The organism is Methylobacterium sp. D48H (assembly GCF_053345715.1).
In genome coordinates this window covers 308,781-332,911 of record NZ_JBKFAP010000002.1, presented here as the reverse complement: position 1 = coordinate 332,911, position 24,131 = coordinate 308,781, and the positions used below count along the sequence as shown (strand labels likewise).

Below are 24,131 nucleotides of genomic sequence, written 5' to 3'. Positions count from 1 at the left end.
CGCGCCTCAGGCGGCCCGGGCCAGGGTCTCCGGCGGCTCGACCACCGCGTCGGTGTGGACGTCGAACCGGACCAGATGGGCGGCACCGAAGCTCGTCGTCAGGGCGCAGTCGGTGGCGTCGCGGCCGCGGGCCATGACGATGCGGCCGATGCGGGGCCGGTTGTGGCGGGCGTCGAACGTGTACCAGCGAGGCCCCTCGGGCCCTTCGAGGAAGACCTCGAACCACGCCGAGAAGTCCATCGGCGCCGGGTCCTTCGGCACGCCGATATCGCCGAGATAGCCGGTGGCGTAGCGGGCCGGGATGTTCATGCACCGGCACAGGGTGATCGCCAGATGCGCGAAGTCCCGGCACACGCCGACGCCCTGCGTGTAGCCGTCGAAGGCGGTGCGGGTCGCGTCGGCCTGCTGGTAGTCGAAGCGCAGGCGGGTATGGGCGAAGTCGACGATCGCCTGGACGCGGGCCCAGCCCTCCGGCGTGCCGCCGAACAGGGACCACGCGATGCCCGACAGCTTGTCGGTGTCGCAGTAGCGGGAGCCGAGCAGGTACGGCACGACCTCGTCGGGCAGGTCCTGAACGGCGATCTGCCGGGCGCCGGGGGCCTGATCGTCAGGCAGCCCGCTGTCGGCGATCGTGAAATCGGCCGCCATGGTGATCCGGCCGCCCGGCGCGACGATGCGCGTGCAGACGTTGCCGAAGGCGTCGACGTGCTGCGACGCCGCGACCGGCGGATCGAAGGCGATCACCTCCGGCGTCAGGAGGTCGCCCCGCCGCTCCGGGCGCACGTTGAGGAGCAGGTTCATCGGCGTGGGGCCGAACGTGTCGAAGGCGATCGAGAAGCCGGTGCGGATATGCATCGTCGGGGACCGTGAGGAAGGACGCCGGCCGGCGGAGCGGCAGGCGGGTCGTTACAGTACAGGGCCCAATAAGCCGCGAGCCGGGGTCGAGTTCCGTCGATCAGGTCAGTTCAAGACGGTTTGAACTGCCCGAATATTTGGCAGAGTGGTGCCCGCGACGTTCGTGCCGCGCCCGGACCGGCCGGCATCCGATGAGATATGCGGAGCCATGCGGCAGGCCCGGGGCGGGGCTGCGGTCAAGCGGGGCGGTCCGTTACCGCGCCATGTTGCAACGCACACGGCGCCCTCTTATCCCAGGCCGCTCGACTCCATGGCCTGCCGGCACCGCCCGGCCCGGCCTGCTGCCAGACGATCGACGCCCATGACGCCCGACAAGCTTTCCCTGCCGAAGGACAAGATCCGCGTCCTGCTGCTCGAGGGCATCAACGACAGCGCCGTGGCGCTGATGCGGGCGGCCGGCTACACCAACCTGACCCGCCTGCCGAAGGCGCTGGACCGGGAGGCCCTGCACGAGGCGCTCCAGGGCGTGCACATGGTGGGCATCCGCTCGCGCACGCAGCTCGACGCGGCCGCCTTCGAGGCGGCGGACCGGCTCCTGGCCGTGGGCTGCTTCTCGGTCGGCACCAACCAGGTCGACCTGGACGCGGCGCGCCACCGGGGCATCCCGGTCTTCAACGCGCCTTTCTCCAACACCCGCTCGGTGGCGGAGCTGACGATCGGCGAGATCGTGATGCTGCTGCGCCGGATCGTTCCGCGCTCGGTGGGCGCCCACGCGGGCCACTGGGACAAGTCGGCGGTGGGCTCGCTGGAGGTGCGCGGCAAGACGCTGGGCATCGTCGGCTACGGCAATATCGGCACGCAGCTCTCGACCCTGGCCGAGGCCATGGGCATGCGTGTGCTGTTCTACGACCACACCGACAAGCTGCGCCACGGCAACACCGAGCCGGTCGAGACGCTGCACGCTCTGCTGGCGCAGAGCGACGTCGTCTCGCTGCACGTGCCGGAGACCGACGCCACCGCCAACATGATCGGCGCCGCCGAGATCCGGGCGATGAAGCCCGGCGCCTTCCTGATCAACAACGCCCGGGGCACCGTGGTCGATCTCGAGGCGCTGGCCGCGGCCCTGCGCGACGGCCATCTCAAGGGCGCGGCCGTCGACGTCTTCCCTGTGGAGCCCGGCTCGAACGCCGAAGCGTTCGTGAGCCCGCTCCAGGGCCTCGAGAACGTGATCCTCACCCCGCATATCGGCGGGTCCACCGAGGAGGCGCAGGAGCGGATCGGCTCCGAGGTGGCGCGCAAGCTCGTGGACTATTCCGATATCGGCTCGACGGTCGGCGCGGTGAACTTCCCGCAGGTGCAGCTCCCGGCCCGTCCGACCGGGACGCGGTTCATCCACGTCCAGCGCAACCTGCCCGGCATGCTCGGGCGGCTCAACGACGTGTTCTCCCGCGGCCACGTCAACATCGCCGCGCAGTTCTACCAGACCGACGGCGAGGTCGGTTACGTGGTGCTGGAGACCGACGCCACCGACGCGGATGCCGAGGCGCTGCTCACCGAGATCCGCGCCATCCCGGGCACGATCCGGGCCCGCCTCCTCTACGAGCGCCGCTGATCCCGAGGCGCGCGCGGGAATTTACGATGCGCGCGTGAACGCGGCGGGTCTTGCCGCGTTCGTCTTGCGCGGCCAAGCTGGCCGCTGTTCAAGTCAGGGACGGCACCATCGACGGCCTCGGCCGGTCGAGCGCCCGGCCGGCGGAGGAATTGCGGTGACGAAGCGTGTAGCGTGCGCATGGGCCGGCCTCGTGCTCGGCATCGTCGGGTCGGTCTCGGTCGTCTCCGGCGCGTCGGCGGATTGCCTGCGCCGGGTCTACAACCGGTCGAACCTCGTTCTGGTCGCCCGTCAGGACGGCGGCCCGCCCGCCACGCTGCTGCCCGGCCAGTCGCTCCCGGTGCGGCTGGCGCGGCCGGGCCAGATCGACATCGCGGCCTATTGCGGTGCGCCGGGCGCGGGCGGAACCCCGGTCACGCAGCGGACCTTCGATTACGAGGCGGTGCTCGACCGCTGCTTCGTCCGGTTCGGGGGCGACCTGTTCGTGCCGCAGATCGGGCGCGGCTTCATCGGTCTCCAGGAGACGGCCCCGTTCACCGTCAACAACCCGCGCCAGGGCGACATCATCCTCGGGCCCGCGGCCGGCGCGTCTTGCCCGCTGCCGGCCGCCGCTCCCGTGCTGAGCCGCCGGGGTTGAGCGTCAGAGATAGTGCCGGAAGACGACGCCCGCGTCGTCGCTCGCGGCCGCTTGCGCGGGCGACACCGGCCCGATGAACGGGCTCGCGAGGCGCAGGGCCACGAGGCCGAGGGCCGCGAGCGCCGGGGCGAGCAGGCGGAACGGGCGAGCGAGCATGGACGCCTCCGTCGCGCCGCCGATCCCGCCCGCGTCGTGCGGACAGACTGGGTGCGCCTGTGAAGGATCGCACCTTACGGCCGAGCTGGACGTGCCGAAGCGCACATGGGTAACGTTAAGGTCGTGCCCGGATCGCGGGGCCGGCGGGGACGACGTGACGGTCGGGCGCTTGCGTCCATCACCTCGCTGGCAAGTCCGCCGATGCCCTCCTATGCTGCCCACATCGGGGGCTGCCTGGGATCGCGCTGCACGGGCCGCGGCGGCGCTTCCCGGGTAGAACCGACTGCGTGAACGAGGACGCGCGTATGCTGACCCAGACAGGCAACTCGATTCTCCGAGGCGATCTCGGCGTCGAGGAGACCACCGAGTCCGACAACATCGTCCGCTGGGACGGCGAGCGGCTCTACGTGGAGCAGGACGTCTACCACAACGGGCAACTGGTTCACCGCAAGTACCGTCGCACCGTCACCGAGCCCGTCGCCCACGCGCTCTGGGCGATCATCAACCGCGCCAAGCAGTGAGCTGGCAGTGAGCTGGCGGGCGCGTCGCGGACGCGCCCGCCCGATCCGGGCTTCCGCCAGCCCCGGCCGCGCCGGAGCGGAGCCTCGCGAACGTGTCCGGTGAGCCACGGCGAGTCGGGGACCGGATCTTCGAGCGGTGCGGCAGGAGACGCCGCCTGTATCGGTTGCGCGGCGGGGCGTTCGGTCCCGGATTCCGGTCCCTACGTTCCGGATCCCCGCTATCCTCGACGATCCCGCGGCGGTGCGTCCCAGCCCGAGGCGCGGCCGCACCGGCATCCCGTCCGCGCCGGGCGCTCCGGGCTCAGCCCGAGACCGCGCGCAGCTAGGCGGCGACGGCCGCCGTCGGTGCGACGAGGGTGAGATGGGCCGGACGCAGCGCCTCGAGGCGGTCATGGGCGTTGTCGAACGCGGCTCGGATCGTCGTGCCCGCGTCCTCGACGGCGACCAGCACCGCCAGCTTCTGGGCGGTGGCCCGATCGGCGAGACCGCGCGCGGCCGTGACGAGCGACTGCTCCAGGCTCAGGAATTCCGTCTCGGCATCTTTCCCGGCCTCGCGCGCCACCGACGCGAGGCGGTCCAGTACGGCTTCCAGGGCGTGGCGCAGGACAAGCGTCCGCACGCGCTCCTGCAGGAGCGCCCTCTCGTCGATCTTCATCGGAATCGGTCCGGGTTCGGGAACACGGCCAAGCTCTCATACTTCGGGGCTGTGTGCAGCCACCTTTTTGCAACAGCGCAATACTGTCTCGCGACATGAGCGCTCCGCGGGTTCAACGTCTCGCGGGCCCGATCCGGCACAGTTGTTCTACAATCGTGTGCCGAGTATTTGGGCATTTCCAGAATCGAATGCGCCGTCTCGACAGATTCAGCGCACAGAAACGCCCGCGTGGAGGCCCGGTTCGCCGTCCGAATACCTCCGCTCCGGCAGGGGCGATGCTGGGGGCCGCATCGCTCGAGCCACCGTCCGACCCGGGCCCGCGGCGTCCGGAGGGCGCTCCGCGGGTCAGTACGGCGTGCCGCCCCGGCGCCGCTCCCGCAGGGCCTCGGCGTGCCATTCCAGCTCATCGAGGAAGCGGCCGGCCGCCGCCGCGAGCCAGGGCTCGGCGGGGACGCCCTGCGCGTCGATGACCTTCTGGAGTCGGGGGATCGGCAGAAGGGAGGGGATGCTGGACATGCCCATCTCGGCGAGCATGGCCCGCAGCGGCATCGCGGCCCGGACGCCGCCGAACTGGCCGGCCGAGTAGCAGCAGATGGCCGAGGGCCGCCAGAAATACTCCTCGAGGAAGTGATCGAGCGTGTTGGATAGTGCCGGCGGCACACCGTGGTTGTACTCGGCCGTGACGACCAGGAAGGCGTCGGCGCGGCGGAAGAGGTCGGCGCAGCGCTGCAGGGGCTCCGGCGCCGTCCCAGCCGGGTATTCCTTGTACATCCTATCGAGGAGCGGGAGCGCCAGCTCGGCCGGATCGACCAGGGGGGCGGCGTGGCCGCGGGACTCCAGCTGCGCGATCAGGAAGCGCGCGGCGCGGATGCCGATGCGGTCGGTCCGAACGCTGCCGAGGATCACGGGGACGGTCAGGGCCATGGCGCTCTCCGGTTCCCCCGATCATGCCAGAGGCGGCCGCGCCGCTCCAGCCGCGGGCCGGGCCCGGGATCGTCAGGCCTTGGTGGTGCTGGTCAGCGCGGCCGCGATGCCGAGCGGTCCGCCGGCCGCGTAGGCGGTCACCGCCTTGGTCACCTGCTGCAGGAAGGATTGCAGGTCGCTGCCGCTGTCCGTCGCCGTCGCGGTATCGGCGGTCGCGGTGGTGGACGTGCTCGCGGACGTGCTCGCGGACGTGTCGGTCGCGGTGCCGGCCTGGGCAGCACCCTCGCTCTGCTCGGCATCCGAGACCGGCCGGTGGCCGTGATGGCCGCGATGGTGATGGACGGCGGAGGCGCCGCCCGCGGCCTGACCGGGCGCCGTACCGGTGGCGGTGCCGGTCATCGACGTGTCGTCGGCGTTGGCCGCGGCTTCCGCGGGCGCCGTGACGCCGGTCTGCAGCCCCATCTGGCTGAAGTCCGACTGCAGCTGGAGGAGCGACGCCATCAGGTCGTTCGACAGGGTCGGCGTCGAGGCCCTCCCGGTCGACGGGGCCGTGTCGTCCGCGGCCGCCTGCTTGCCGGTCTCCTGGTTCGCCGTCGCGGCGGTGCCGACATCGAGGCGGGCAACGTTCGCCGCCCGCGCCTGCCTGAGGGCGCTGACGAGGTCCCGCTGGAGTGAACTGCCCGAAACCGTGTTGACCGACATGGTACGCCTCCGCGACCGCCCTCACGGTGGTCAGGCACGGGTCGTTCCAGAATTTTCCCAATGATTTCAGCGGCGGGTCCGGGCTCTCGGCCGGCAGGATCGGCCGAGCGGCAGAATCTGCCGGCCGCGCCGGCCGACAGATTCCGCATCGGCACGGATCCGGTCGGGTCGCGCGCCGGTCGTCGCGACGGCGCGGTTCTCGGGCGGTGTCGCCGTCGCCGCCACGGAGATCCGGGCCCGTTCGCATCGTCTCGTGCGGTTCCCGAACAGCCGCGACGTGCCGCCGTCGTCGCGCGATTGTCTGAAGTAGAACAGTAGACCAATTGCTCCATCGCGGTCGCGATGAGCGGAGGTGCGTCTGTTGTTCTATTCGCGCGCCACGGCTCAGCTCTCGAGCGTGGCCGGAACAACTGCGCCCGGAACGATGAGGACCCTGTCGGGTTGGCTCCGTACTGGTCACCACGAGGTGCACATGACGACCAAGCCACCGCCCGTTCCGCCGGCCAACCGGTCCGACAAGGGCCCCGGCAGCGCCACGGAAGCGCCGCTCACGCAGGGGCGCGCCGGATCCCAGACCAAGGATCCGGATAAGGTCGGCCAAGCCGGAAACTCCAAGGTGAACACCACCAACCAGGGCTATCAGCAGGATCGCTGACCGCCCGATCCGCGCGGGCACCGCGAGCCGCCGTGCCCGAGACGTGATGATCCGCATCGGAGAATGATCATGGCGAATGCCAGTCGGCACAAAGTCGGTCCCGGCGCCCAGGGCAAGGGAACCGGATCCGGGGCCATGTCGGACCTGCCCGAAGGCGTGCTGCCGGAGAACATGGTGCTCAGCAACCGCGACAAGTCGCGGCACAGCGACGAGCGCGGTCTGGACAGCAAGAACGTCCAGACCGAGCAGTACCGGGACCACGCCGGCAACCGGCAGGTGGTTGCCGAGACGGGCGCCGACACCGACGGCAACACGAGCGGCCTCGCGAACCCGACGACGGACGAGTCCGGGGCGCGGAGTAGCCTCAAGGCCCAGCAGCACTCGTAGGTCTCCGGCTCACGAGCGGCGCGGCGCGCCGCTCTCCGATCTGTCGCGGGACAAAAGGAAGCGGGATTGGCCGTCTCGGGCGCGACGTTGATCACAGTAGACGCAACAGAGCCTGAGTGGCGACCATGAACACGACAGTCACAGCGATCGCGTCGGCAATCCTTGCCGGCGCTCTTCTCGGGGCGCCGACCGGAGCCCAGGCGCAGGCGGGCAGCTTCGCCAACCACGGCTTCGGCAACCACAATTTCGGAGCCGCGGCCGTCGGCGGCGGCGGCTTCAGCAGTCCCGGTGTCGGGGCTGGCGCCGCGGGCGGCGGCTTCGCCAACCGGGGCTTCGGCAATCACGCCTTCGGGCCGGCTGCCGGTGCCGGAGGGGGTAGCTTCGCCAATAACGGCTTCGGCAACCACAATTTCGGCCGACCGGCTGTCGGCGGCGGATTCGCCAATCCCGGGTTCGGGCACGGACTCGGCGCCCACCGGGGCTACGGTCATCATCGCCATTACGGCTACAACCGCGGCTACTACGGCCGCCCCTATGGCTACGGCTACGGACGGGGCGGATACGGGCTCGGCGGCCTCGGCCTCGGCGTCGCCGTGGGCGGTCTGTACGGCGGCTACGGTTATCCGGGATACGGCTACGACACCGGGTACTACGGCGGTTACGCGCCCGTCACGTACGGCTACGCCGACACCGAGACCTACCGCGTCGCGGACGACGACCGTTACTGCGCGCGCCGGTTCCGATCCTACGACCCGCAGAGCGGAACCTATCTCGGCCGGGATGGACGTCGCCACCGCTGCCGGTGAGCCGCGACCGTCCTGACGACGGCCGCATCCGGCTCGGACCATCCCCGCCGACGCCACGGCGTCGGCGGGGATGAAGGTGCCATCATCACGACCGGCCGGATCGGCGCGGCGTATCGCCGGCGCTAGGCGTCCGCCTCGCTCGCGTCATCCCCACCGGTCGCACCCAGTGCGGGCCCAGGCCGATACGCGTCGAGCGTCGCATAAGCATCGGTGTCGGTGAGCCCGAGCCGTTCCATGTCGGTCAGGAAAGACAGGATATCGGCGTCGACCGGCTCGCCGCTCTCCTTGCGCTCGATCAGGGTATTGACCAGCTCGAGGGCGCTGATCGACGTGGCGCTGGGTTCGTTCGCATCGGGGAAAGCCATGGCCGGTCTCTCGCAGGAGGGCTCCGGGAACTAGGTCACCGCGAGGCCATCGGCCACACGTGACGGCCGTCGCGGTCAATCGAGGTCGATGTCGCCGCGCGCTCCGACAGCGCCATGCCGCATCCGTCACATCGTCGGATGCGACGTCGGCGCGCTCTCGCGGTACAGGGCCTCGTGCTGCCACGTGGGATGGTGCGCGTCCGGTCCGACGTGCCGGCCGACATACAGGGACGCGAGCAGGCCGAGCAGGAGGAACAGGCCGATGGTCACCGCGTCCGGATGCCGGCGCGCGCTGTGGATGCCGAAGCACCCCAGCGTGAAGACGGCCGCCAGGGCCAGGGAACCGAGCATGCCGCCCGACATCGGGATCACCGCCTTGCCTGTCGTCGTGGCTCAGCGCGCCGCGCCGCATCGGGGCGGGCGGCGCGGGCGCACGACGTAGACGTTCGAAAGCGCGCGAAACATCCCGCCATCCGTCGGCGCCACCGCGCGCCGGATCCCGCGGGGAGTGTGGAGGATCGATCTGCGACGGCACCGGTCGGCAGAGGCGCCGGCACGCCCGCATCGCGCCAGTCGAACACGGCACGTCGCACGTATTGACGGATGCCGGAACGGCAACGCTGTTCCCGAACCTCAGAACCCGAGACGGGTGAGAGAGCCGAAAACTCAGTTCGATCAAGATGTTGGTAAGTGGATGGCTCCCCGAGCAGGACTCGAACCTGCGACAAGGCGATTAACAGTCGCCTGCTCTACCAACTGAGCTATCGGGGATCACGAGGGGGTCTCTACACACCGGGATGGCGGGACGCAAGGGCCTCGATGCACGATCCGCGTCCAAACCGACGCGCTGCGCCCCCCGACACAGCGCGTGGCGCCTCCCGCGGAGGTCGGGAAGCCCGGAATGTGACTGATCGGCAACATCGTCGCCGAGGCCCGTCGCCGGCTCTGCCGGTCCGCGGCCGGTGGAAGTCATCCGTCTGTCGTCTCCCGCTCCTACGGGAACCGCCTGCCGGCGCGCCGGTGTGACGACCCTGCCGCTATGCCGACCCATCGCTGCCTCGACCCACAGGACCCCTACGCCGAACGCGAGGTGCGCGTCGCCTTCGAGTGGAGCGCCGACCATCCCCGCCTGATCGCGGCCCTGGACGAGCACGAGGCCGATATCCTCCCCGACCTCGTGGAGGCCCAGCGCGACGATCTCCGTCGCGAGATCGTGGCCGCCCTACCGCTTCCGGAGCCGTGCATCCCAGGTCGGACCGAGATCCGCCTGCCGTGATCGCCGACCCGTGTCCCGCGCGGTCGGGCGCGCGGCGATCCAGCTTCGTCCGGGCGAAACAGTCCTCCTGCCTGCCGGCGCATCTGCCGACAGCGCTCGCGAGACTGAACTGACAATCCGGCACCGGCCGAGATCCGCGAATTCTTCCTCCGATGTGCCCCTGGATGCTGAGGTTGAGCCGGGCTGCGCGATGGCAAAAATCTCGGAGCTTCGGAGTATAAGATAAATGTTTTTGCCGGCTATATTTACCTGTTCAAAAAGATTTGCTTCGATATAGCTGCGGTCACACGAATCTCCGGCCAGAAGCGGCTCGTCGCCATGCGCATCTCACTCGGCCTGAAGCTCTCCGCGGTGATCGGGCTGCTGGCCCTGGTGGCGATCGGCATCGCTGCCTTCGCGGTTCGACAATCGAACTGGGAGCAGGAGCGGGCGGCCGCCACCGACCGGATCTGGAACGCCGGCCTTCAGGCGGGCGCCCTGGGGCAGGCGATCGAGCACGCGGTGGTGCAGGCCACGGCCCTCTACACCGCGGAGGACACGACGGAGGCGCGCACACGGCTGTCGGCGCTCCACGACGCCCTCGCCACCGTGGAGCAGGTGCGGGCGCCCTTCCTCAAGGCCATGGAGGATCAGCTCCCCGCCGATCGACGGCGGCGGTTCGACCTCTTCGTCAAGGAATTCATCGCCTACCAGACCGATACGGCCGAACTCGGCCTCACGGTCTCGCCCAAGGCCGCGCTGATCCAGGCGACCGACGAGGCGACCGTGAAGAACCGCGAGCGCATGGTCGCCGAGATCGGCATTCTCGGACGGGAGGTGCTGAACCGCCTGAACGCCCGCCGCGCCGCGGACGCGGCCGACCGCCGTCGGGCGCGGATCACCCTTGTGGCCGTGCCGGCCGCGGCACTGGCGTTCGGCCTCCTCGCGGCGATCTGGATCATCGTGAGCCAGGTGCGGCGGCCGCTGCATCGGCTCAAGGACGGGATGACGGCGCTCGCCGCCAACGATCTCGGCCGCGCGATCCCGTTCACGCATCGCCGGGACGAGATCGGCGAGATGGCCGCCGCCATCGCGGCGTTCCAGACGGCGCTGATCGAGAAGCGCGACCTCGACGCCGAGGCGCAGGCGCGGCGCGACCGCGACCGCAGCCGGGCGGAGGCCCTGGCTGCGGCCACCCGCACCTTCGAGGCCGAGACGCACCGCGCCGTCACCGATCTCGCCGACTCGGCCGAGGCGATGCAGGCGGCGGCCGACACGCTCTCGGGCAACGCGGGCGCGATGGCGGCCGAGTCGGCCGTCGTCGCCGGAGCGTCGCAGCAGAGCGCGGGCCTCGTCGACAGCATCGCCAGCGCGGCCGAGGAGCTCTCGGCCTCGGCGCGGGAGATCGAGGCGCGGGTCCGTCACACCAGCGCGATCGCCACCTCGGCCCTCTCCGACACGCAGGGGCTCAAGGAGACGGTGATGAGCCTCTCGCAGGCGGCCGAGGAGATCGGCGCCGTGGTCACGCTGATCCGCGAGGTGGCCGAGCAGACGAACCTCCTCGCGCTCAACGCCACGATCGAGGCGGCCCGGGCGGGCGCCGCGGGGCGGGGCTTCGCGGTGGTCGCCGCGGAGGTGAAGGCGCTGGCCGGCCAGACGGCGCTCGCCACCGACCGCATCACCGGGCAGGTCGGGGCGATCCAGGGGGCCGCCGGGCGCACGGTCGGCGCCATCGGCACGATCGGCGAGACCATCGCCCGGATGAGCCTGATCGCCTCCGAGGTCGCGGACGCCACCGACCAGCAGGGGCAGGCCAGCCAGGAGATCGCGCGGGCGATCTTCGGCGCGGCCGCGGAGGCCCGGCAGGTCTCCGAGAGCGTGGCGGGCGTTCAGGCCGCGGCCGCGTCCAACGAGGCGCAGGCCGGGCAGGTGCGCGGCAGTGCCGCCCGGGTCAATGCCGGGACCCACAGCCTGCAGCGGGCGATCGAGACCTTCATGGTGGAGGTCCACGGCGCCTGACGGGCGCGCACCGGCCCGTCACGGCCGGCACAATCTGTCTGGGAAGGATGGAGGCCTCGCCCGGAATCGAACCGGGGTGCAAGGATTTGCAGTCCTCTGCGTAACCACTCCGCCACGAGGCCTTCCCGAACGGCGCTGCCGTCCCGTCCGGAGCTTGGCGGACAGCTCCGGGTGCGCGTCTCTAGCAGAGGTCGGCGGTCGCAGGCAACGGCCCCGAGGCCCGGATCGCGCGGACCGCGTCAGCTCTGCCAGACCCGCGGCATCGGCAGGCCGCGGTAGCCCGCGAGGAAGCGGGCGACGAGCCCGCGCAGGGGCCCGACCGCGTCGCCCAGCGCGCGGACCGCCAGATGGCCGTTCCAGGCGCTCGCCGCCGCCGTCGTCCCGGGCGACGCGGCCTCGGCCAGCCGGGTCCGCGCCTCCTCGAGGCGCGCCTCCGCCCCGGCGGAGAGGTCGAGGATCGTCGCGCAGGCGCGGGCGCCGCCGCCGATGGCCGGGCGGGCGAGGTGGTCGCTGATCGGCCCCTCCAGCAGGAGGTCGTCCGCGTAGGCGAGGCGCCCGCCCCGGCGGATCCGCCAGGAATCCGCGAACAGCCCGTCGGCGATCCGCTCGCCCCGGGCGGCGCGGCCGAACGCCACGACCTCCACGGCGAGCAGCGCGGCCCCCTCGGCGAGATCTGCCACGAAGCGCCGCCGCACCCGGGCCCGATCGAACAGGATCGTCTCCTGCGGCAACCAGGCGAGGCCGGCCCCCTCCCCCAGATGCAGCGTGTTGACGATGCGGCTCACGGGGCCGTCCGAGCGATAGATCTTCTCGGCCGCCGTCGTGGTCAGAACCAGCTCGGCCCCCGGTTCGAGCGTGAGGTCGATGGCGAAGGTGTCGCCGCAGGCGACGCCGCCCGCCGTGTTGACGAGGACCGCCTCCGGCGCGCCGGTCCCCCGGGGGAAGCGCAGCCGCGACGGCCCGGCTTCCGCCAGATCCAGGATGCGCGTCCCGCCACCCGGACGGGCCAGTCCGACACGCAGGTGGACGCGCCCGTCCGAGCGCTGGCGCGCGGGCGCGGTCATCTCGGGCGCGGATGAGGGCGCGAGAGGGCCGTGCATCAGGCGCGCCCGGCCGGCTCTGCCGGCACGGCCTCGATCGGCAGGGTCGGCCGGTCGAGGATGCGCCGGCCGAACAGGCTGGCCACCAGCTCGACCAGCACCCGGGCGCTGCGGCCGCGCTCGTCGAGGAAGGGGTTGAGCTCCACCACGTCGAGGGAGCGGACCAGACCGGAATCGTGGAGCATCTCCATGATCAGATGGGCCTCCCGGAAGGTGGCGCCGCCCGGAACGGTGGTGCCCACGGCCGGGGCGATCGACGGATCGAGGAAGTCGATGTCGAGGCTGACATGGAGGTGCGCGCCCCGCGCGGCGACGCGGTCGAGCACCCGCCGCAGGGGCGCCACGACGCCGAACTCGTCGATCGTGCGCATGTCGGTGACGCCGACCCGGCGCGCCGTCACGAGGGCGCGCTCGCCGGCATCGATCGACCGGAGGCCGAACAGGTGGACGTCGGCGGGCGGCAGGGGCGCCGGCGCTGGCTCGGCGAAGAGCGGCGGGAAGCCCGGCTCGCCGCACAGGGCGGCGAGCGGCATGCCGTGGACGTTTCCGGAGGGCGAGGTCGCCGGCGTGTTGAAGTCGGCGTGGGCGTCGAGCCAGAGGACGAAGACGGGCTGGCCGCGCCGCGCGCAGTGCCGCATCACCCCGTCGACGGAGCCCAGGGACAGGCTGTGGTCGCCGCCGGCGGTCAGCGGCAGCGCCCCCGCGTCGAGGGCGTCCTCCACGGCGCGGGACAGGGCGCGCGTCCAGGCGGCGACACCGTCCAGCCCGCGCGTCCCGGCGGGCCCGTCCGGGGCGACGTCGCCGCGATCCGCGATCGCGTGGCCGAGTTCGGCGAGCGCCCGCACCAGCCCGGCCGTGCGCAGGGCCGCCGGGCCCATGAGGGCGCCGGCCTCGCTGGTCCCGACCTCGATCGGGGCCCCGATCAGCGCGATGCTGCGCGCCCGGTCCGGCTGGTCTTCGCCGCTCATCCCACCTCCATCGCCGTCGCGAAGCGCCCGTGCTCCGCGGTCGCTCTACCACCCGGACTCATAAACGGCCGATGACGCCGACCGCGAGACGGGATCGGCCAGCAAGATCCGTGACGGTGTGTCCGGGGCGGCCGCGGGACGACGGGCTGCCCGAAACGGGCTGGCCGAAACTTGGCCGGATGCCGCGCATCCCTCAATGCCGCGCGGGCGTCCGTGACGACCCGCGCGGCGAAATCTTGCCGGAACGGGCGCTCGACCATTCACAACTTGGAATCATGGTGCCAAGACTGTTCTTTAAGTTGTATGTTCCGCATGCGCTCAAGTTTTGAGCGGTGTATCGGTGTTTACGAGATTTTTATAAGGATTGGGCGATTGGTTCACGTCAAACCAATCTACCAAAGAATACAGGGGCATCATGATCTCGCTATCGCGGCTGAGCACGCGCCTTCCCGCGACGACCGTCGGCCTGGCGCTCCTGAGCGCCACCGCCATGGGCGGATTCAGCTGGTACTCGGCGCGGGCGGGCCTGATGACCGCGGCCCACGAGCGCCTCGAACTCGCCGCGGCGGCGCGCCGGGACGCGATCGAGCTGGTGGCGGATCGGGCGCAGGCCGACTTCCTGGCGGTGGCGGCCCACCCGCAGATCGTCTCGAACTTCCCCGACCTGCTCGAGAACCTCGACCCGGCGAAGCCCGACACCGAGAGCGTCATCGCGGCGTTCCGCGCGCCGCAGACCGCCGAGGCGCGGGTCGCCCTCGACGGCAGCGGCATGTCGTCGATGTATGCCCGCCGGCACGTCAAGGTTCAGGAGGTGGCGCGCAAGCTCGTCGCCCAGCCGGGCTACGCCGACCTGATGTTCATCGATGACAACGGCCGGATCGACTACACCACGACGAAGGGCGCCGATTTCGGCAAAGCGGTCACGGAGGACGGCTTGGCGGGGACGGCGCTCGCGCGCCTCGTCGAGCGCCTGAAATCCGCCGACCCGGGCGCGGTCCTGTACGAGGATTTCGCCGCCTACCCGGTGGACGGGGTCCCGGCCGCCTTCCTCGGCCGCGCCATGATCAAGCGGGCCAACGTCGCCATGGGCACCGCGCAGGCGGCCGAGCGGATCGGCTTCATCGTCATGCGGGTCACGCCGGCCCTGTTCGACCAGACGCTGTCGAAGCGGACCGGGCTCGGCGACACGGGCCAGATCCTGGCGGTCGGCGCGGACGGCCTTCTGCGCAGTAACCCGCCGCTGAACCCCGGCATGCGTGCCGGCGCGGGCCTCGCCGGGATCGGCCTCGCCGCCGACCGGGTCAAGGCCGGCGGTCCCGTCGACTTCGCGGCGGAGAACGGCACCCACATGGCGGCCGCCTCGCCGGTGACTGTCCTGGGCGCGCCCTGGACGGTGGTGGCGGAGCAGACCCAGGCGGAGGCGATCGACGCGGTCCAGGCCCTGTCGCGCACGCTGATCCTGACCGGCCTGTTCGTGCTCGCCGGAACGGCCCTGCTCGGCCTGCTGCTCGCCCGCTCGATCGTGGCGCCGCTCGGTGCCCTCACCCGCGCCCTCAAGGCCCTCGCCGATCGCCAAGCGCTGACCGACGTGCCGGGCAGCGCGCGGCGGGACGAGATCGGCGACATCGCCCGCGCCGTGGTCACGATCCGCGACATGTCGCTGGAGGAGGCCGCCCAGCAGCTCCAGACCACCGAGGCCGCGCGCCTGCGCGAGGAGCAGAGCCGGCGCGCCATGCTCAAGCAGCTGGCCGACGGCTTCGAGCACTCGGTCGGCGGCATCGTCGAGGGCCTGACCGGCGCCGTCACGGAGCTCCAGGGCGCCTCGGACACGATGCGCGCCGCGGTCTCCAGCACCTCCGAGCGCTCGACCAGCGTCGCCGGGGCCGCGCAGCAGACCTCCGACAACGTCAACACCGTGGCGGCCGCGGCCGAGGAACTCGGCGCGACCGTCCAGGAGATCGGCCGGCAGGTCGAGCAGGCCGCCGGCATGTCCGCCACCGCCGTCGGCGAGGCCCGCCGGGCCGAGCAGACCATGACCGACCTCGCCGCCGCCGCGACGCGCATCGGCGACGTGGTCGGCATGGTCTCGACCATCGCCGGGCAGACGAACCTGCTGGCGCTCAACGCCACGATCGAGGCCGCCCGCGCCGGCGAGGCGGGCCGCGGCTTCGCGGTGGTCGCCGCCGAGGTCAAGGAGCTCGCCGCCCAGACCACCCGCGCCACCGAGGAGATCAGCCGTCAGGTCGCCTCGATCCAGACGGTCACGGGCGACGCGGCCGGGGCGATCCAGGGCATCACCGCCCAAATTGAGGCGATGAACCAAGTGTCGACCAGCATCGCCGCCGCGGTGGACCAGCAGGGCGTCACCACGCAGGACATCGTGCGCAGCATGGGGCAGGCGTCGGCCGGCACCGGCACGATGACCCTCGAGATCGCCGAGGTCGCGCGGGTCGCTGGCGATGCCGGCGAGGCCGCGGACTCGGTCGCGCAGGCGTCCGACTCGCTGGCGACCCGCTCGGAGCAGCTGCGCGCCGAGGTGGCGCAGTTCCTCCGCAACGTGCGGGCGGCGTAGAAGCGGACGGGACTCGAGGCGGCCTCAGGCCGCCTCGGCCGGGAGCGGCACGGGCTTCTGCGCCGCGCGCCCCGCGAAGGCCTGGGCGGCCAGGGGCAGCTCGATCGCCGCGCAGAGGCCGCCCTCGGGGCGGTTCTCCAGCCGCAGGCGCCCGTTATGGGCCTCGACGATGGCCTGCACGATCGAGAGGCCCAGGCCGAAGCCGCTGGCCTCGTTGAGATTGCGCGCCCGGTCGCCGCGCACGAAGGGCTGGAGCATCGCCTCGCGCTCCGCCTCCGGGATCCCCGGGCCGTTGTCCAGGATGCAGACCCGGACGCCGCGCTCGGAGGCCTCCATCTGCACGTCGGCCCGGCCGCCGTACTTCACGGCGTTGTCCACGAGGTTGGTCACCGCCCGCTGGAGTTCCTCGGGCCGGCCCTGGACCAGGACGTGCCGGCTGCGGCTGACGCTGACCGGGGCGCCGAAATCCGAGAAGTCGTCGCAGACCGTCTGCACCACCGAGGCGAGATCCACGAGGCTGTGGCTGTTCGCGTCGCGGATCTGGCCGTCGCGCACGAAGGAGAGCGCCGCCTCGACGAGGCCGTTCATCTGGTCGAGGTCGCGCAGGGTCGAGGCCCGGGCGTTCTCGTCCTCGATGAACTCGGCGCGCAGGCGCAGCCGGGTGATCGGCGTCCGCAGGTCGTGGCTGATCGCCGCCAGCATCTGCGTCCGGTCGTCGATCAGGCGGCGGACGCGCGACCGCATCCGGTCCAGCGCCCGCGACACGGCGAGCACCTCGCGCGGCCCCGCCTCCGGCAGCGCCACGTGGTCGTCGCGGGCGCCGAAGGCTTCCGCCGCGCCTGCGAGCCGCTTCAGCGGCGCCGTGAGGGCGCGCGTGGCCCAGACGCAGAGCAGCGCCAGCGTCAGCGCCAGGAACACCACGGTGAAGATCAGCGCCCCCTGGCGGGGTCCCCGCAGAGGATCGTTCGGCAGCGTCGCCTGGACCCGCACACCCGCCGGCGTGACGATGCCGATATGGAGGCGGCCGTCCGACTTGTCGCGCGCCGGGTCGGCCGCGGCGAGGTCGGTGATCGTCACCGGCCGGCCGGCGCCGTAGCGCAGCTTGCGGATCACCGGCAGGTCAGGAGCCGGCTTCGCCCCCGACGGCACCGTCCCGTCCCAGGGCTCGACTTGGATCAGCGGCAGGCTGCGGCCGCTCGCCAGCAGCGCCGGTCGCGCCGCCGGGTCGGCGGCGTCCATGAGTCTCACCAGAACGCCGAGGCGGCTCGCGGCCACGCCCGGCAGCGTGTCGGGATTCTGCGACTCGTGCAGCATCAGGAACGCCGCGGTGGCGACCACGTGCGCCACGGCGATGCCGGCGACCACGAGGAGCGCGATCTGGCCCGCGATGGTCTTCGGACGCAGCCGCGCGCGGAGGCGCCCCAGACCGCTCATGACCGCGTGACCTCGGGCGTGAACAGGTAGCCCCCGGACCGGATCGTGCGGATGAACTCGGGGTTGCGGGTGTCGCGCTCGATCTTCTGGCGGATCCGGGAGATCAGCACGTCGATGCTCCGCTCGAACGGGCCCGCGGCCCGGCCCTGGGTGAGGTCGAGGAGCTGGTCCCGCGACAGCACCCGCCCCGGCCGGAGGCAGAGGGCGTGGAGGAGGTCGAACTCCGCACCGGTGATCGAGATCCGCGCACCCTCGGGCGAGAGAACCTGACGCAGGGAGACGTCCAGCGTCCAGCCCGAGAAGTGCAGGCGCCGCCGCTCGTCGGCGTCCGGCGCCTCGGCGGCGACCCGGCGCAGGATGGCACGGATGCGGGCGAGCAGTTCCCGCGGGTTGAACGGCTTGGCGAGGTAGTCGTCGGCGCCGAGTTCGAGGCCGAGGATCCGGTCCACGTCCTCGGATTTCGCGGTCAGGATCAGGATCGGGATCTGCGAGGTGCCGCGCAGGCGCCTGCACAGGCTCAGGCCGTCCTCGCCGGGAAGCATCAGGTCGAGCACGATGAGGTCGATCCGCGCTTCCGCCAGGACCCGGTCCATGTCGGCGCCGTCGCCGGCCAGCGTGACGCGACAATCGTTGCCGCGCAGGTAGCGCGCGATCAGCGCCGAGATCTCCCGATCGTCCTCGACGACGAGGATGTGGGGTGTTGCGGGTGCGCTCATCGCGAAGGAGTCGGTCTGCGGTTCGGCCTGCATCATCAAGCTATTATGACCCCGTCCGCCGATTATTCGAAGATGGGGCACGGAACCATTTTGTAAGCGCGTGTTTCCCGCACGGACCTGAACTGAGTTGCCGCACGGCGTCACATCACAGGGGGGAACGATGACCGGAACCGAGGATCGGAAGGACCTGATCGCGCCGCGGCCGCCGGAACTCGCCTCGCCCTGGCACACCGAGGCGCGGGCAGCGCTGCAGGACGAGGCCCGCGCCTTCGCCCGCGACACCGTCCTGCCGCTCGCCGACGAGCTCGACCGTCACAAGGCCGAGATGCCGCGTTCGCTCATCGACGCCATGGCGGAGAAGGGCTGGTTCGGCATCACGATCCCGGCGGAGCACGGCGGCCTCGGGCTCGGCGTGTTCGAGTACTGCCTCGTCTCGGAGGAGCTGGCCCGGGCCTGGCTCTCGGTGGGCAGCATCCTGGCCCGCGGCCAGGGCCTCGGCACCCAGACCCTCGACCCGGACCGCCGGGCGGAGCTGATCCGGCGCTCGGCCCGGGGGCAGTGGATCGGCTCGATCTCGCTGTCGGAACCCGATGCCGGGTCCGACCTCGCCGGCGTGCAGACCCGGGCGGTGCGCGACGGCGACCGGTGGCGGATCACCGGGACCAAGCGCTGGGCGGGGTTCGCCAAGGGCGCCGACTTCATCGAGGTCCTGGCCCGGACCCGCGACCCGGAGCCGGGCGAGTCGCGCTCGGCCGGCCTCGAGCCGTTCCTCGTGCTCAAGGAGCGCGACAGCTTCCCGCCCGGCGTGACCGGCCGGGTGATCGACAAGATCGGCTATCACGGCTTCCAGACCTTCGAGCTGAGCCTGGAGGACGTGTGCGTGCCCGAGAGCGACCGGCTCACCGGGCTCTACGGCGACCAGGGGGCGGACGCGGATTCCGGCGGGTTCGCCGCCGTCCAGCGCGGCCTCAACATCGCCCGGGTGCACACGGCGGCGCGGGCCGTCGGGGTCGCCCGCGCGGCGGTCGAGGATTGCCAGAGCTACCTGCAGGAGCGCGTCCAGTTCGGACACCCGATCGGCGACTTCCAGGCGCTGCGCTTCGCGCTGGCCGACATGGCCGCCGAGGTCGCGCAGGCGCGGGCCTTCTGGCATCAGGTCGCCCACCTCCTCGACCAGGGCGAGGCCGCCGAAAGCGAGTCGGCGATGGTGAAGCTCTTGGCCACCGAGATGGCGGTGCGGGTCACCAACCAGGCGATGCAACTCCACGGCGGCAACGGCTACACCACCGAGCGCCGGGTCGAGCGCTACTGGCGCGACGCGCGGCTGACGACGATCTTCGAGGGCACGAGCGAGATCCAGCGGCGGATCATCAGCGACCGTATGCTGCCGCGGCCCGGGGCCTGACCGACCGGGAGCGATCGCGCGCGGCCGTGCGGCGAATCGTCGATCGGGACTCCCCGCCCGGCGCCGCCCTGCTACCTCAGGACTCTGTCCTGCCCGGCGGACCGGGTGCCGCCATCCGGAAGCCCCGTGTCGAAGCCCATCAGCGATTACGCCCTCATCGGTGACACCCATTCCTGCGCGCTGATCGCCCGGGACGGCTCCATCGACTGGCTGTGCTGGCCGCGCCACGATTCGCCGGCGCTGTTCGTGAAGCTCCTCGACGACGAGAAGGGCGGATCGTGCAGCCTCGCCCTCGACGGCCCGACCGGGAGCGCGCGCCGCTACCTGCCCGACACCAACATCCTGGAGACGACCTTCACCACGGAGACCGGCCGGGCGCGCCTCGTCGACCTGATGCCCGTCAACCCGCCGAGCCCGGAGCCCGACGAGGGGCCGGACGGCGAGAGCGAGAGCCGCCTGATCCGGCTGCTGACCTGCGAGCAGGGCCGGGTCTCGGGCGTGTTCCGGGTCCGTCCGACCTTCGACTACGCCCGTCGCCCCTGCACGCCGCTGGTCGAGGGCGGGTCGGTCCTGTTCGAGGCCGGGGACTGGCGCGTCCGGGTCAACGCGCACGCGTGCCCGACCCTCGCGGGCGACGCGGCCGAGGTCCACTTCGACCTCGCGGAGGGCGAGACCGCCTACCTGGTCCTGACCCACGGCGAGGATCAGGACGAGGCCTGCATCGAGGATTTCGCCGGCGCTCAAAGGCGGCTGGAGTCGACCGCCGATTACTGGCGCCGCTGGTGCGCCCGGAGCACCTATCGCGGCGCCTACCGGGACGCGGTGATGCGGTCCGCCCTGTGCCTGAAGCTGCTGACCTACTCGCCCTCGGGCGGGATCGTCGCGGCGGCCACGGCCGGCCTGCCCGAGGCGGTTCCGGGCAACCGCAACTACGATTACCGCTTCACCTGGATGCGGGACGCCGCCTTCACGGTCACCGCCTTCGTGATGCTGGGCTACGTCCGCGAGGCGTCCGAGTTCCTGCGCTTCCTGCGGGAGCGCGACGGCACCTTCGGGCGGGAGACTCGGCTCATGTACGGCATCGCCGGCGACATGCCGCCGGAGGAGGCCTTGAGCCACCTCGCCGGCTGGAACGGGGTGGGGCCGGTGGTGATCGGCAACATCGCCGAGTGCCAGGACCAGCACGACATCTACGGCGAGCTGATCCGGGCGCTGTGCGTCTTCCTCGAGGCGGTCGATTACGACCCGCCCGAGAAGGTCAACGATCGGCTGCCGGAGGTGCTGGACAATCTCACCGCCCGCGCCATCCGCCACCGCCACGACGCGGATAACGGCATCTGGGAGCTGCGCACCGGGCCGCGCCAGCAGGTCCACACCAAGGCGATGATCTGGGTCGCCCTGCGGGACGCGGCCCGGATCGCCCGCAACATCGCGGGCGTGCCGGAGGCGACGATCGCCGAGTGGGATCGGATCGCCGCCGAGATCCGGTCGGAATACCTGGAGAAGGGCTGGAACGCCGAGAAGCGGGCCTATGTCGGCGCCTACGATTCGCACCACCTCGACGCCGCGGTCCTGCGCGTCGCCCTGTTCGGGGCCCTCGACCCGCGGGAGCCGCGCATGCGCGCGACCCTGGCGGCGGTCGAGCGCGAACTGGGCGTCGGCGACCTGATCTACCGCTACCGCATGGAGGACGGGCTGGAGGGCGACGAGGGCACGTTCACGGCCTGCGCGTTCTGGCGGGTCGGCTGCCTCGCCCTCGACGGGCGGACCAGCGAGGCCAGGGCCGCCTTCGAGCGCCTGATCGCCCGGTGCAACGATGTCGGGCTGCTCGCCGAGGAGATCGACCCGGCCACCGGGGCGCAGCGTGGGAACACGCCGCAGGGCTTCTCCCACATGGCCCTGATCAACGCCGCGCTGCGGCTGGAGGACAGCATCGCGCGCTTCGGCGTGGACGACGGGGCGGAGACCGTCACGCGGTCGGCCGCCGAGTAGCGGCGCCCCGGCCCCCGGCACGGGCCGGTCCACGCCACGTCGCCGTTGACCAAGCGAGTGTCGCTGGCGTGGCAGCGGGCGGCCGGTCCGGCGACGATAGTTTCGGGGCCTGAATGGCTCCGGAGGTCCCATGCTCGACGTGACGCCGACCCCTCTGCAGCGTCTCTGGTGCGAGCGCCGTCGCGGCTACAGCCTGCCGGCCGAGTTCTACCTGAGCCCCGAAGTCTTCAAGGCCGACATGGCGGTCATCTTCGGCCGCCACTGGATCTACGTCGGCGTCGAGCCCGACGTGCCGGAGGCCGGCGACGTCATGGTCGTCGACATCGGCAAGACCTCGGTGGCGATCGTCCGGGACGACGACGGCGCCGTGCGGGCCTTCCACGATAGCGCCTACGATCCCGCCGGCCGGGCCGCCCGGATCGCCGCGGCCCTGACGGCGCTCGATCCGCGGCACGTCCTGTTCCCGGAATCCATCGACGGCGGCGACGTCGCCCGCCGGGTCGCGGTCCGGCTCGGCGCGCTGCTGTTCACCCAGGCCGAGGGCGTCTCCGCCTCCGGGCTGGTCCGCCCGGCGCGGGGCCGCAGCGTCGAGCAGCGGGCCGCGCCGGGCCTGCTCGCCACCGTCGCCCCAGACGCGGTGGCCGAGTATGCTGGGCCGCCCTGGGAGGCTCGGCCGCTGGCGGTCGCGGTGGCGAAGCCCGCGCTCGCCGGGACGGCGGTCCTCTCGGTGCGGCACGTCCAGGCCGATCCGGCCAGGGTGCCGCTCGCGCTCGCCGCGTTCGTCACCGCCGCGGGGAACGGGGTGACCGACCTCGACGCGTTCCGGCAGCTCGTCGCGGCGCTCCGCGCGACCCCGGGCGCAAGCCGGGTCCTGTGCGATTCCGGGCAGATGCCGCGCCGAACCCAGGTCGGCGCCTCCGGCATCGTCCTGGCGGCGACCTGCTACCTCGCCCTCGGCATCACGGGGGCGCCGCAGCACCTGCAGGGTATCGCGGGCTGCGAGCACGTCGTGGCGATCAACACCGACCTGCACGCGGCGATGATCGAGCGGGCGGGCCTCGCCATCGTGCAGGACGCGCAGGCGGTCATGCCCGCCCTGCTGCGGCTCCTGGCCGAGGAAGCCGCGTGCCCGGTGGGCAGCCCGTGACCAGCGTCGTGCTCCTCTCCGCGGGACGGCATCCGGTCTCGGGCGCGACGGCCCTGCCGCGGCTGGAGGCCCAGGCGATCCGTCTCGCGACGGGCCTCGGCGAGGCCGTGGGCCTCCACGCCGGGCCGGCCGCGGCCGCCGTCGCGGACGCGCTGGGCCACGGCCTGTCCCGGATCGTCCACGTCCGCGTGCCGGCGGGGGCAGATCCGGTGCCGGCCCTCTCCGCGCGCCTCGCGGGGATGGCGCCCGGCCTGATCCTCGCGGGCCGTCGCGGCCAGGGGGCGACGAGACCGGGATGGTTCCCTACGCGGTCGCGGAGGCCCTCGACTGCCTCCTGATCCCCGATATCGTCGCCCTCGCGCCCGGCGACGCGGGCGAATTGTCCCTCGACCAGACCCTCGGCCGCGGTGCCCGCCGCCGCGTGCGCCTGCGCGGTCCGGTCCTGGCCACGATCCATCCCGACGCGCCCGCGCCGCTCCCCTTCGCCTACGGGCAGGCGCCGCACGGCGTGATCGAGACCGTTGCGGGCGACCCGGCCGCGGCGGCGGCCCCCGTCCCGGTCTTCGAGGAGCGCCCCTATCGCCGCCGGCCGAAAATCGTGAAAGGTGCGCCGTCCGGCGGCTCGGCGGCGGAGCGGCTGAGGGCGGCGACCGGAGAGGCCGCCCGGGAGATTCTGGCTCACCTGCGCCGGATCGGCGTCCTCGGTCCGCCGGCCCGCGAATCCCGATGAGGAACCCGATGGCTATGACCTCCGACGATCTCCTGGCCCGGCTGCGCGCGCTCGGGGTCACCTACAAGCTCAACGAGCACGCGCCGGTCCTGACCGTCGAGGCGATGATGGCGGCCTGCGGCGACATCGTCGGCGCGCACACCAAGAACCTGTTCCTTCGCGACGGCAAGAAGACGTACTTCCTCGTCACGCTCCGTCACGACGCCCAGGTGGACCTGAAGGCGTTCCGGGCCGTCCTCGGCGCGCGGGGCGGCCTGTCCTTCGCCAGTGCCGAGGCGCTCGGCGAGCAGCTCGGCGTCGCGAGCGGCGCGGTCTCGCCGCTCGCCGCCCTGAATGCCGCGCCGGACAGCGTGCGGATCTTCGTCCAGGACAGCCTGCTCGCGGAGGCGCGGATCAACGTCCATCCCCTGGTGAGCACGCGCACCCTCAACCTCGCGCCCGACGACCTGCTGGCCGCGCTCCGCGCGGAGGGTCACGCGCCGGAGCCATTCGCGCTGCCGGGGGCGTCGCAGGTGGCCTGA

General features: G+C 72.1%; 24 protein-coding genes, 2 tRNA genes and 1 pseudogene. 14 read left to right on the top strand and 13 right to left on the bottom strand.

The window, feature by feature from the left end; translation table 11 throughout:
• Window positions 1-6: 6 nt before the first annotated feature.
• Entirely contained in the window at window positions 7-855 is an 849-nt protein-coding gene (locus ACLBX8_RS07750; protein WP_042671664.1) for a transglutaminase-like domain-containing protein, read from the bottom strand.
• Window positions 856-1,216: 361 nt separating this feature from the next.
• On the opposite strand from ACLBX8_RS07750, the gene serA reads away from it, so the two are divergent.
• A complete protein-coding gene (gene serA, locus ACLBX8_RS07745; protein WP_447714845.1) occupies window positions 1,217-2,467 on the top strand; it encodes a phosphoglycerate dehydrogenase in 1,251 nt (416 codons plus the stop codon).
• 154 nt (window positions 2,468-2,621) lie between these two features.
• Complete coding sequence (locus tag ACLBX8_RS07740; protein ID WP_056530092.1) at window positions 2,622-3,101, top strand: hypothetical protein; 480 nt, start codon at window positions 2,622-2,624, stop codon at window positions 3,099-3,101.
• A 3-nt stretch (window positions 3,102-3,104) separates the two neighbouring features.
• Here ACLBX8_RS07740 and ACLBX8_RS07735 read toward each other — a convergent pair whose 3' ends face one another.
• Complete coding sequence (locus tag ACLBX8_RS07735) at window positions 3,105-3,257, bottom strand: hypothetical protein (protein ID WP_447714844.1); 153 nt, start codon at window positions 3,255-3,257, stop codon at window positions 3,105-3,107.
• 305 nt (window positions 3,258-3,562) lie between these two features.
• Between ACLBX8_RS07735 and ACLBX8_RS07730 the strand changes: the two genes are divergently transcribed.
• Entirely contained in the window at window positions 3,563-3,778 is a 216-nt protein-coding gene (locus ACLBX8_RS07730) for a hypothetical protein (protein WP_020092165.1), read from the top strand.
• A gap of 322 nt (window positions 3,779-4,100) precedes the next feature.
• Here the strand turns inward: ACLBX8_RS07730 and ACLBX8_RS07725 are convergent, their stop codons facing one another.
• The 3 genes from ACLBX8_RS07725 to ACLBX8_RS07715 all read right to left on the bottom strand — a co-directional run bounded on the left by ACLBX8_RS07725 (window position 4,101) and on the right by ACLBX8_RS07715 (window position 6,059).
• Window positions 4,101-4,433 carry a hypothetical protein gene (locus tag ACLBX8_RS07725; RefSeq protein ID WP_447698614.1) on the bottom strand — a complete coding sequence of 111 codons (333 nt, stop codon included), beginning with the start codon at window positions 4,431-4,433 and terminating at the stop codon, window positions 4,101-4,103.
• A gap of 345 nt (window positions 4,434-4,778) precedes the next feature.
• Entirely contained in the window at window positions 4,779-5,357 is a 579-nt protein-coding gene (locus tag ACLBX8_RS07720) for an NADPH-dependent FMN reductase (RefSeq protein ID WP_091676658.1), read from the bottom strand.
• A gap of 72 nt (window positions 5,358-5,429) precedes the next feature.
• Window positions 5,430-6,059 (bottom strand): cell wall anchor protein, encoded by a 630-nt coding sequence (locus ACLBX8_RS07715; RefSeq protein ID WP_447714843.1) that lies wholly within the window; start codon window positions 6,057-6,059, stop codon window positions 5,430-5,432.
• A gap of 472 nt (window positions 6,060-6,531) precedes the next feature.
• On the opposite strand from ACLBX8_RS07715, the gene ACLBX8_RS07710 reads away from it, so the two are divergent.
• From ACLBX8_RS07710 to ACLBX8_RS07700, 3 genes are all read left to right on the top strand, one after another.
• Entirely contained in the window at window positions 6,532-6,714 is a 183-nt protein-coding gene (locus tag ACLBX8_RS07710) for a hypothetical protein (protein ID WP_012319429.1), read from the top strand.
• A gap of 69 nt (window positions 6,715-6,783) precedes the next feature.
• Window positions 6,784-7,101, top strand: coding sequence for a hypothetical protein (locus ACLBX8_RS07705; protein ID WP_447698617.1), 318 nt, complete (start codon window positions 6,784-6,786; stop codon window positions 7,099-7,101).
• 125 nt (window positions 7,102-7,226) lie between these two features.
• The gene (locus ACLBX8_RS07700) at window positions 7,227-7,907 is read left to right on the top strand and encodes a BA14K family protein (RefSeq protein WP_447698618.1); all 681 of its coding nucleotides are present in this window, start codon (window positions 7,227-7,229) and stop codon (window positions 7,905-7,907) included.
• A gap of 122 nt (window positions 7,908-8,029) precedes the next feature.
• Here the strand turns inward: ACLBX8_RS07700 and ACLBX8_RS07695 are convergent, their stop codons facing one another.
• From ACLBX8_RS07695 to ACLBX8_RS07685, 3 genes are all read right to left on the bottom strand, one after another.
• A complete protein-coding gene (locus tag ACLBX8_RS07695; RefSeq protein WP_056530108.1) occupies window positions 8,030-8,272 on the bottom strand; it encodes a hypothetical protein in 243 nt (80 codons plus the stop codon).
• A 126-nt stretch (window positions 8,273-8,398) separates the two neighbouring features.
• Window positions 8,399-8,623: a hypothetical protein gene (locus ACLBX8_RS07690; protein ID WP_244526756.1), complete on the bottom strand. Its 225-nt coding sequence runs from the start codon at window positions 8,621-8,623 to the stop codon at window positions 8,399-8,401.
• Window positions 8,624-8,967: 344 nt separating this feature from the next.
• Window positions 8,968-9,043, bottom strand: a tRNA-Asn gene (locus ACLBX8_RS07685).
• Window positions 9,044-9,311: 268 nt separating this feature from the next.
• Between ACLBX8_RS07685 and ACLBX8_RS07680 the strand changes: the two genes are divergently transcribed.
• Both ACLBX8_RS07680 and ACLBX8_RS07675 read left to right on the top strand, forming a co-directional pair.
• A complete protein-coding gene (locus ACLBX8_RS07680; RefSeq protein ID WP_056527886.1) occupies window positions 9,312-9,548 on the top strand; it encodes a hypothetical protein in 237 nt (78 codons plus the stop codon).
• Window positions 9,549-9,866: 318 nt separating this feature from the next.
• Window positions 9,867-11,546 carry a methyl-accepting chemotaxis protein gene (locus tag ACLBX8_RS07675; RefSeq protein WP_447698619.1) on the top strand — a complete coding sequence of 560 codons (1,680 nt, stop codon included), beginning with the start codon at window positions 9,867-9,869 and terminating at the stop codon, window positions 11,544-11,546.
• A 48-nt stretch (window positions 11,547-11,594) separates the two neighbouring features.
• On the opposite strand, the gene ACLBX8_RS07670 is transcribed toward ACLBX8_RS07675, so the two are convergent.
• The 3 genes from ACLBX8_RS07670 to rocF form a co-directional block, all read right to left on the bottom strand.
• Window positions 11,595-11,668 (bottom strand) — tRNA-Cys (locus tag ACLBX8_RS07670).
• Window positions 11,669-11,785: 117 nt separating this feature from the next.
• Complete coding sequence (locus ACLBX8_RS07665) at window positions 11,786-12,646, bottom strand: urease accessory protein UreD (RefSeq protein WP_447714842.1); 861 nt, start codon at window positions 12,644-12,646, stop codon at window positions 11,786-11,788.
• Entirely contained in the window at window positions 12,646-13,614 is a 969-nt protein-coding gene (rocF, locus tag ACLBX8_RS07660) for an arginase (protein ID WP_056527896.1), read from the bottom strand. Before rocF ends, ACLBX8_RS07665 begins: the two co-directional genes overlap by 1 nt.
• A 415-nt stretch (window positions 13,615-14,029) precedes the next feature.
• On the opposite strand from rocF, the gene ACLBX8_RS07655 reads away from it, so the two are divergent.
• Window positions 14,030-16,186: a methyl-accepting chemotaxis protein gene (locus tag ACLBX8_RS07655; RefSeq protein ID WP_447714841.1), complete on the top strand. Its 2,157-nt coding sequence runs from the start codon at window positions 14,030-14,032 to the stop codon at window positions 16,184-16,186.
• A gap of 24 nt (window positions 16,187-16,210) precedes the next feature.
• Here ACLBX8_RS07655 and ACLBX8_RS07650 read toward each other — a convergent pair whose 3' ends face one another.
• Window positions 16,211-17,620 carry an ATP-binding protein gene (locus ACLBX8_RS07650; protein ID WP_447681437.1) on the bottom strand — a complete coding sequence of 470 codons (1,410 nt, stop codon included), beginning with the start codon at window positions 17,618-17,620 and terminating at the stop codon, window positions 16,211-16,213.
• A complete protein-coding gene (locus ACLBX8_RS07645; protein ID WP_020092151.1) occupies window positions 17,617-18,372 on the bottom strand; it encodes a response regulator in 756 nt (251 codons plus the stop codon). Before ACLBX8_RS07645 ends, ACLBX8_RS07650 begins: the two co-directional genes overlap by 4 nt.
• A 124-nt stretch (window positions 18,373-18,496) precedes the next feature.
• Here ACLBX8_RS07645 and ACLBX8_RS07640 point away from each other — a divergent pair, with 124 nt between their 5' ends.
• The 5 genes and pseudogenes from ACLBX8_RS07640 (at window position 18,497) to ACLBX8_RS07620 (ending at window position 24,131) form a co-directional block, all read left to right on the top strand.
• Window positions 18,497-19,741, top strand: a complete 1,245-nt coding sequence (locus ACLBX8_RS07640; RefSeq protein ID WP_447698622.1) for an acyl-CoA dehydrogenase family protein — start codon at window positions 18,497-18,499, stop codon at window positions 19,739-19,741.
• Between the two features lie 126 nt (window positions 19,742-19,867).
• On the top strand, window positions 19,868-21,733 hold the full coding sequence (locus tag ACLBX8_RS07635; RefSeq protein WP_447698623.1) for a glycoside hydrolase family 15 protein: 1,866 nt from the start codon (window positions 19,868-19,870) through the stop codon (window positions 21,731-21,733).
• A 130-nt stretch (window positions 21,734-21,863) separates the two neighbouring features.
• Window positions 21,864-22,880 carry an FAD-binding protein gene (locus ACLBX8_RS07630; RefSeq protein ID WP_447698624.1) on the top strand — a complete coding sequence of 339 codons (1,017 nt, stop codon included), beginning with the start codon at window positions 21,864-21,866 and terminating at the stop codon, window positions 22,878-22,880.
• A pseudogene (locus ACLBX8_RS07625) lies at window positions 22,877-23,610 on the top strand (electron transfer flavoprotein subunit beta). The gene ACLBX8_RS07630 and the pseudogene ACLBX8_RS07625 overlap by 4 nt, the downstream one beginning before the upstream one ends.
• A gap of 8 nt (window positions 23,611-23,618) precedes the next feature.
• Complete coding sequence (locus tag ACLBX8_RS07620) at window positions 23,619-24,131, top strand: prolyl-tRNA synthetase associated domain-containing protein (protein WP_447698625.1); 513 nt, start codon at window positions 23,619-23,621, stop codon at window positions 24,129-24,131.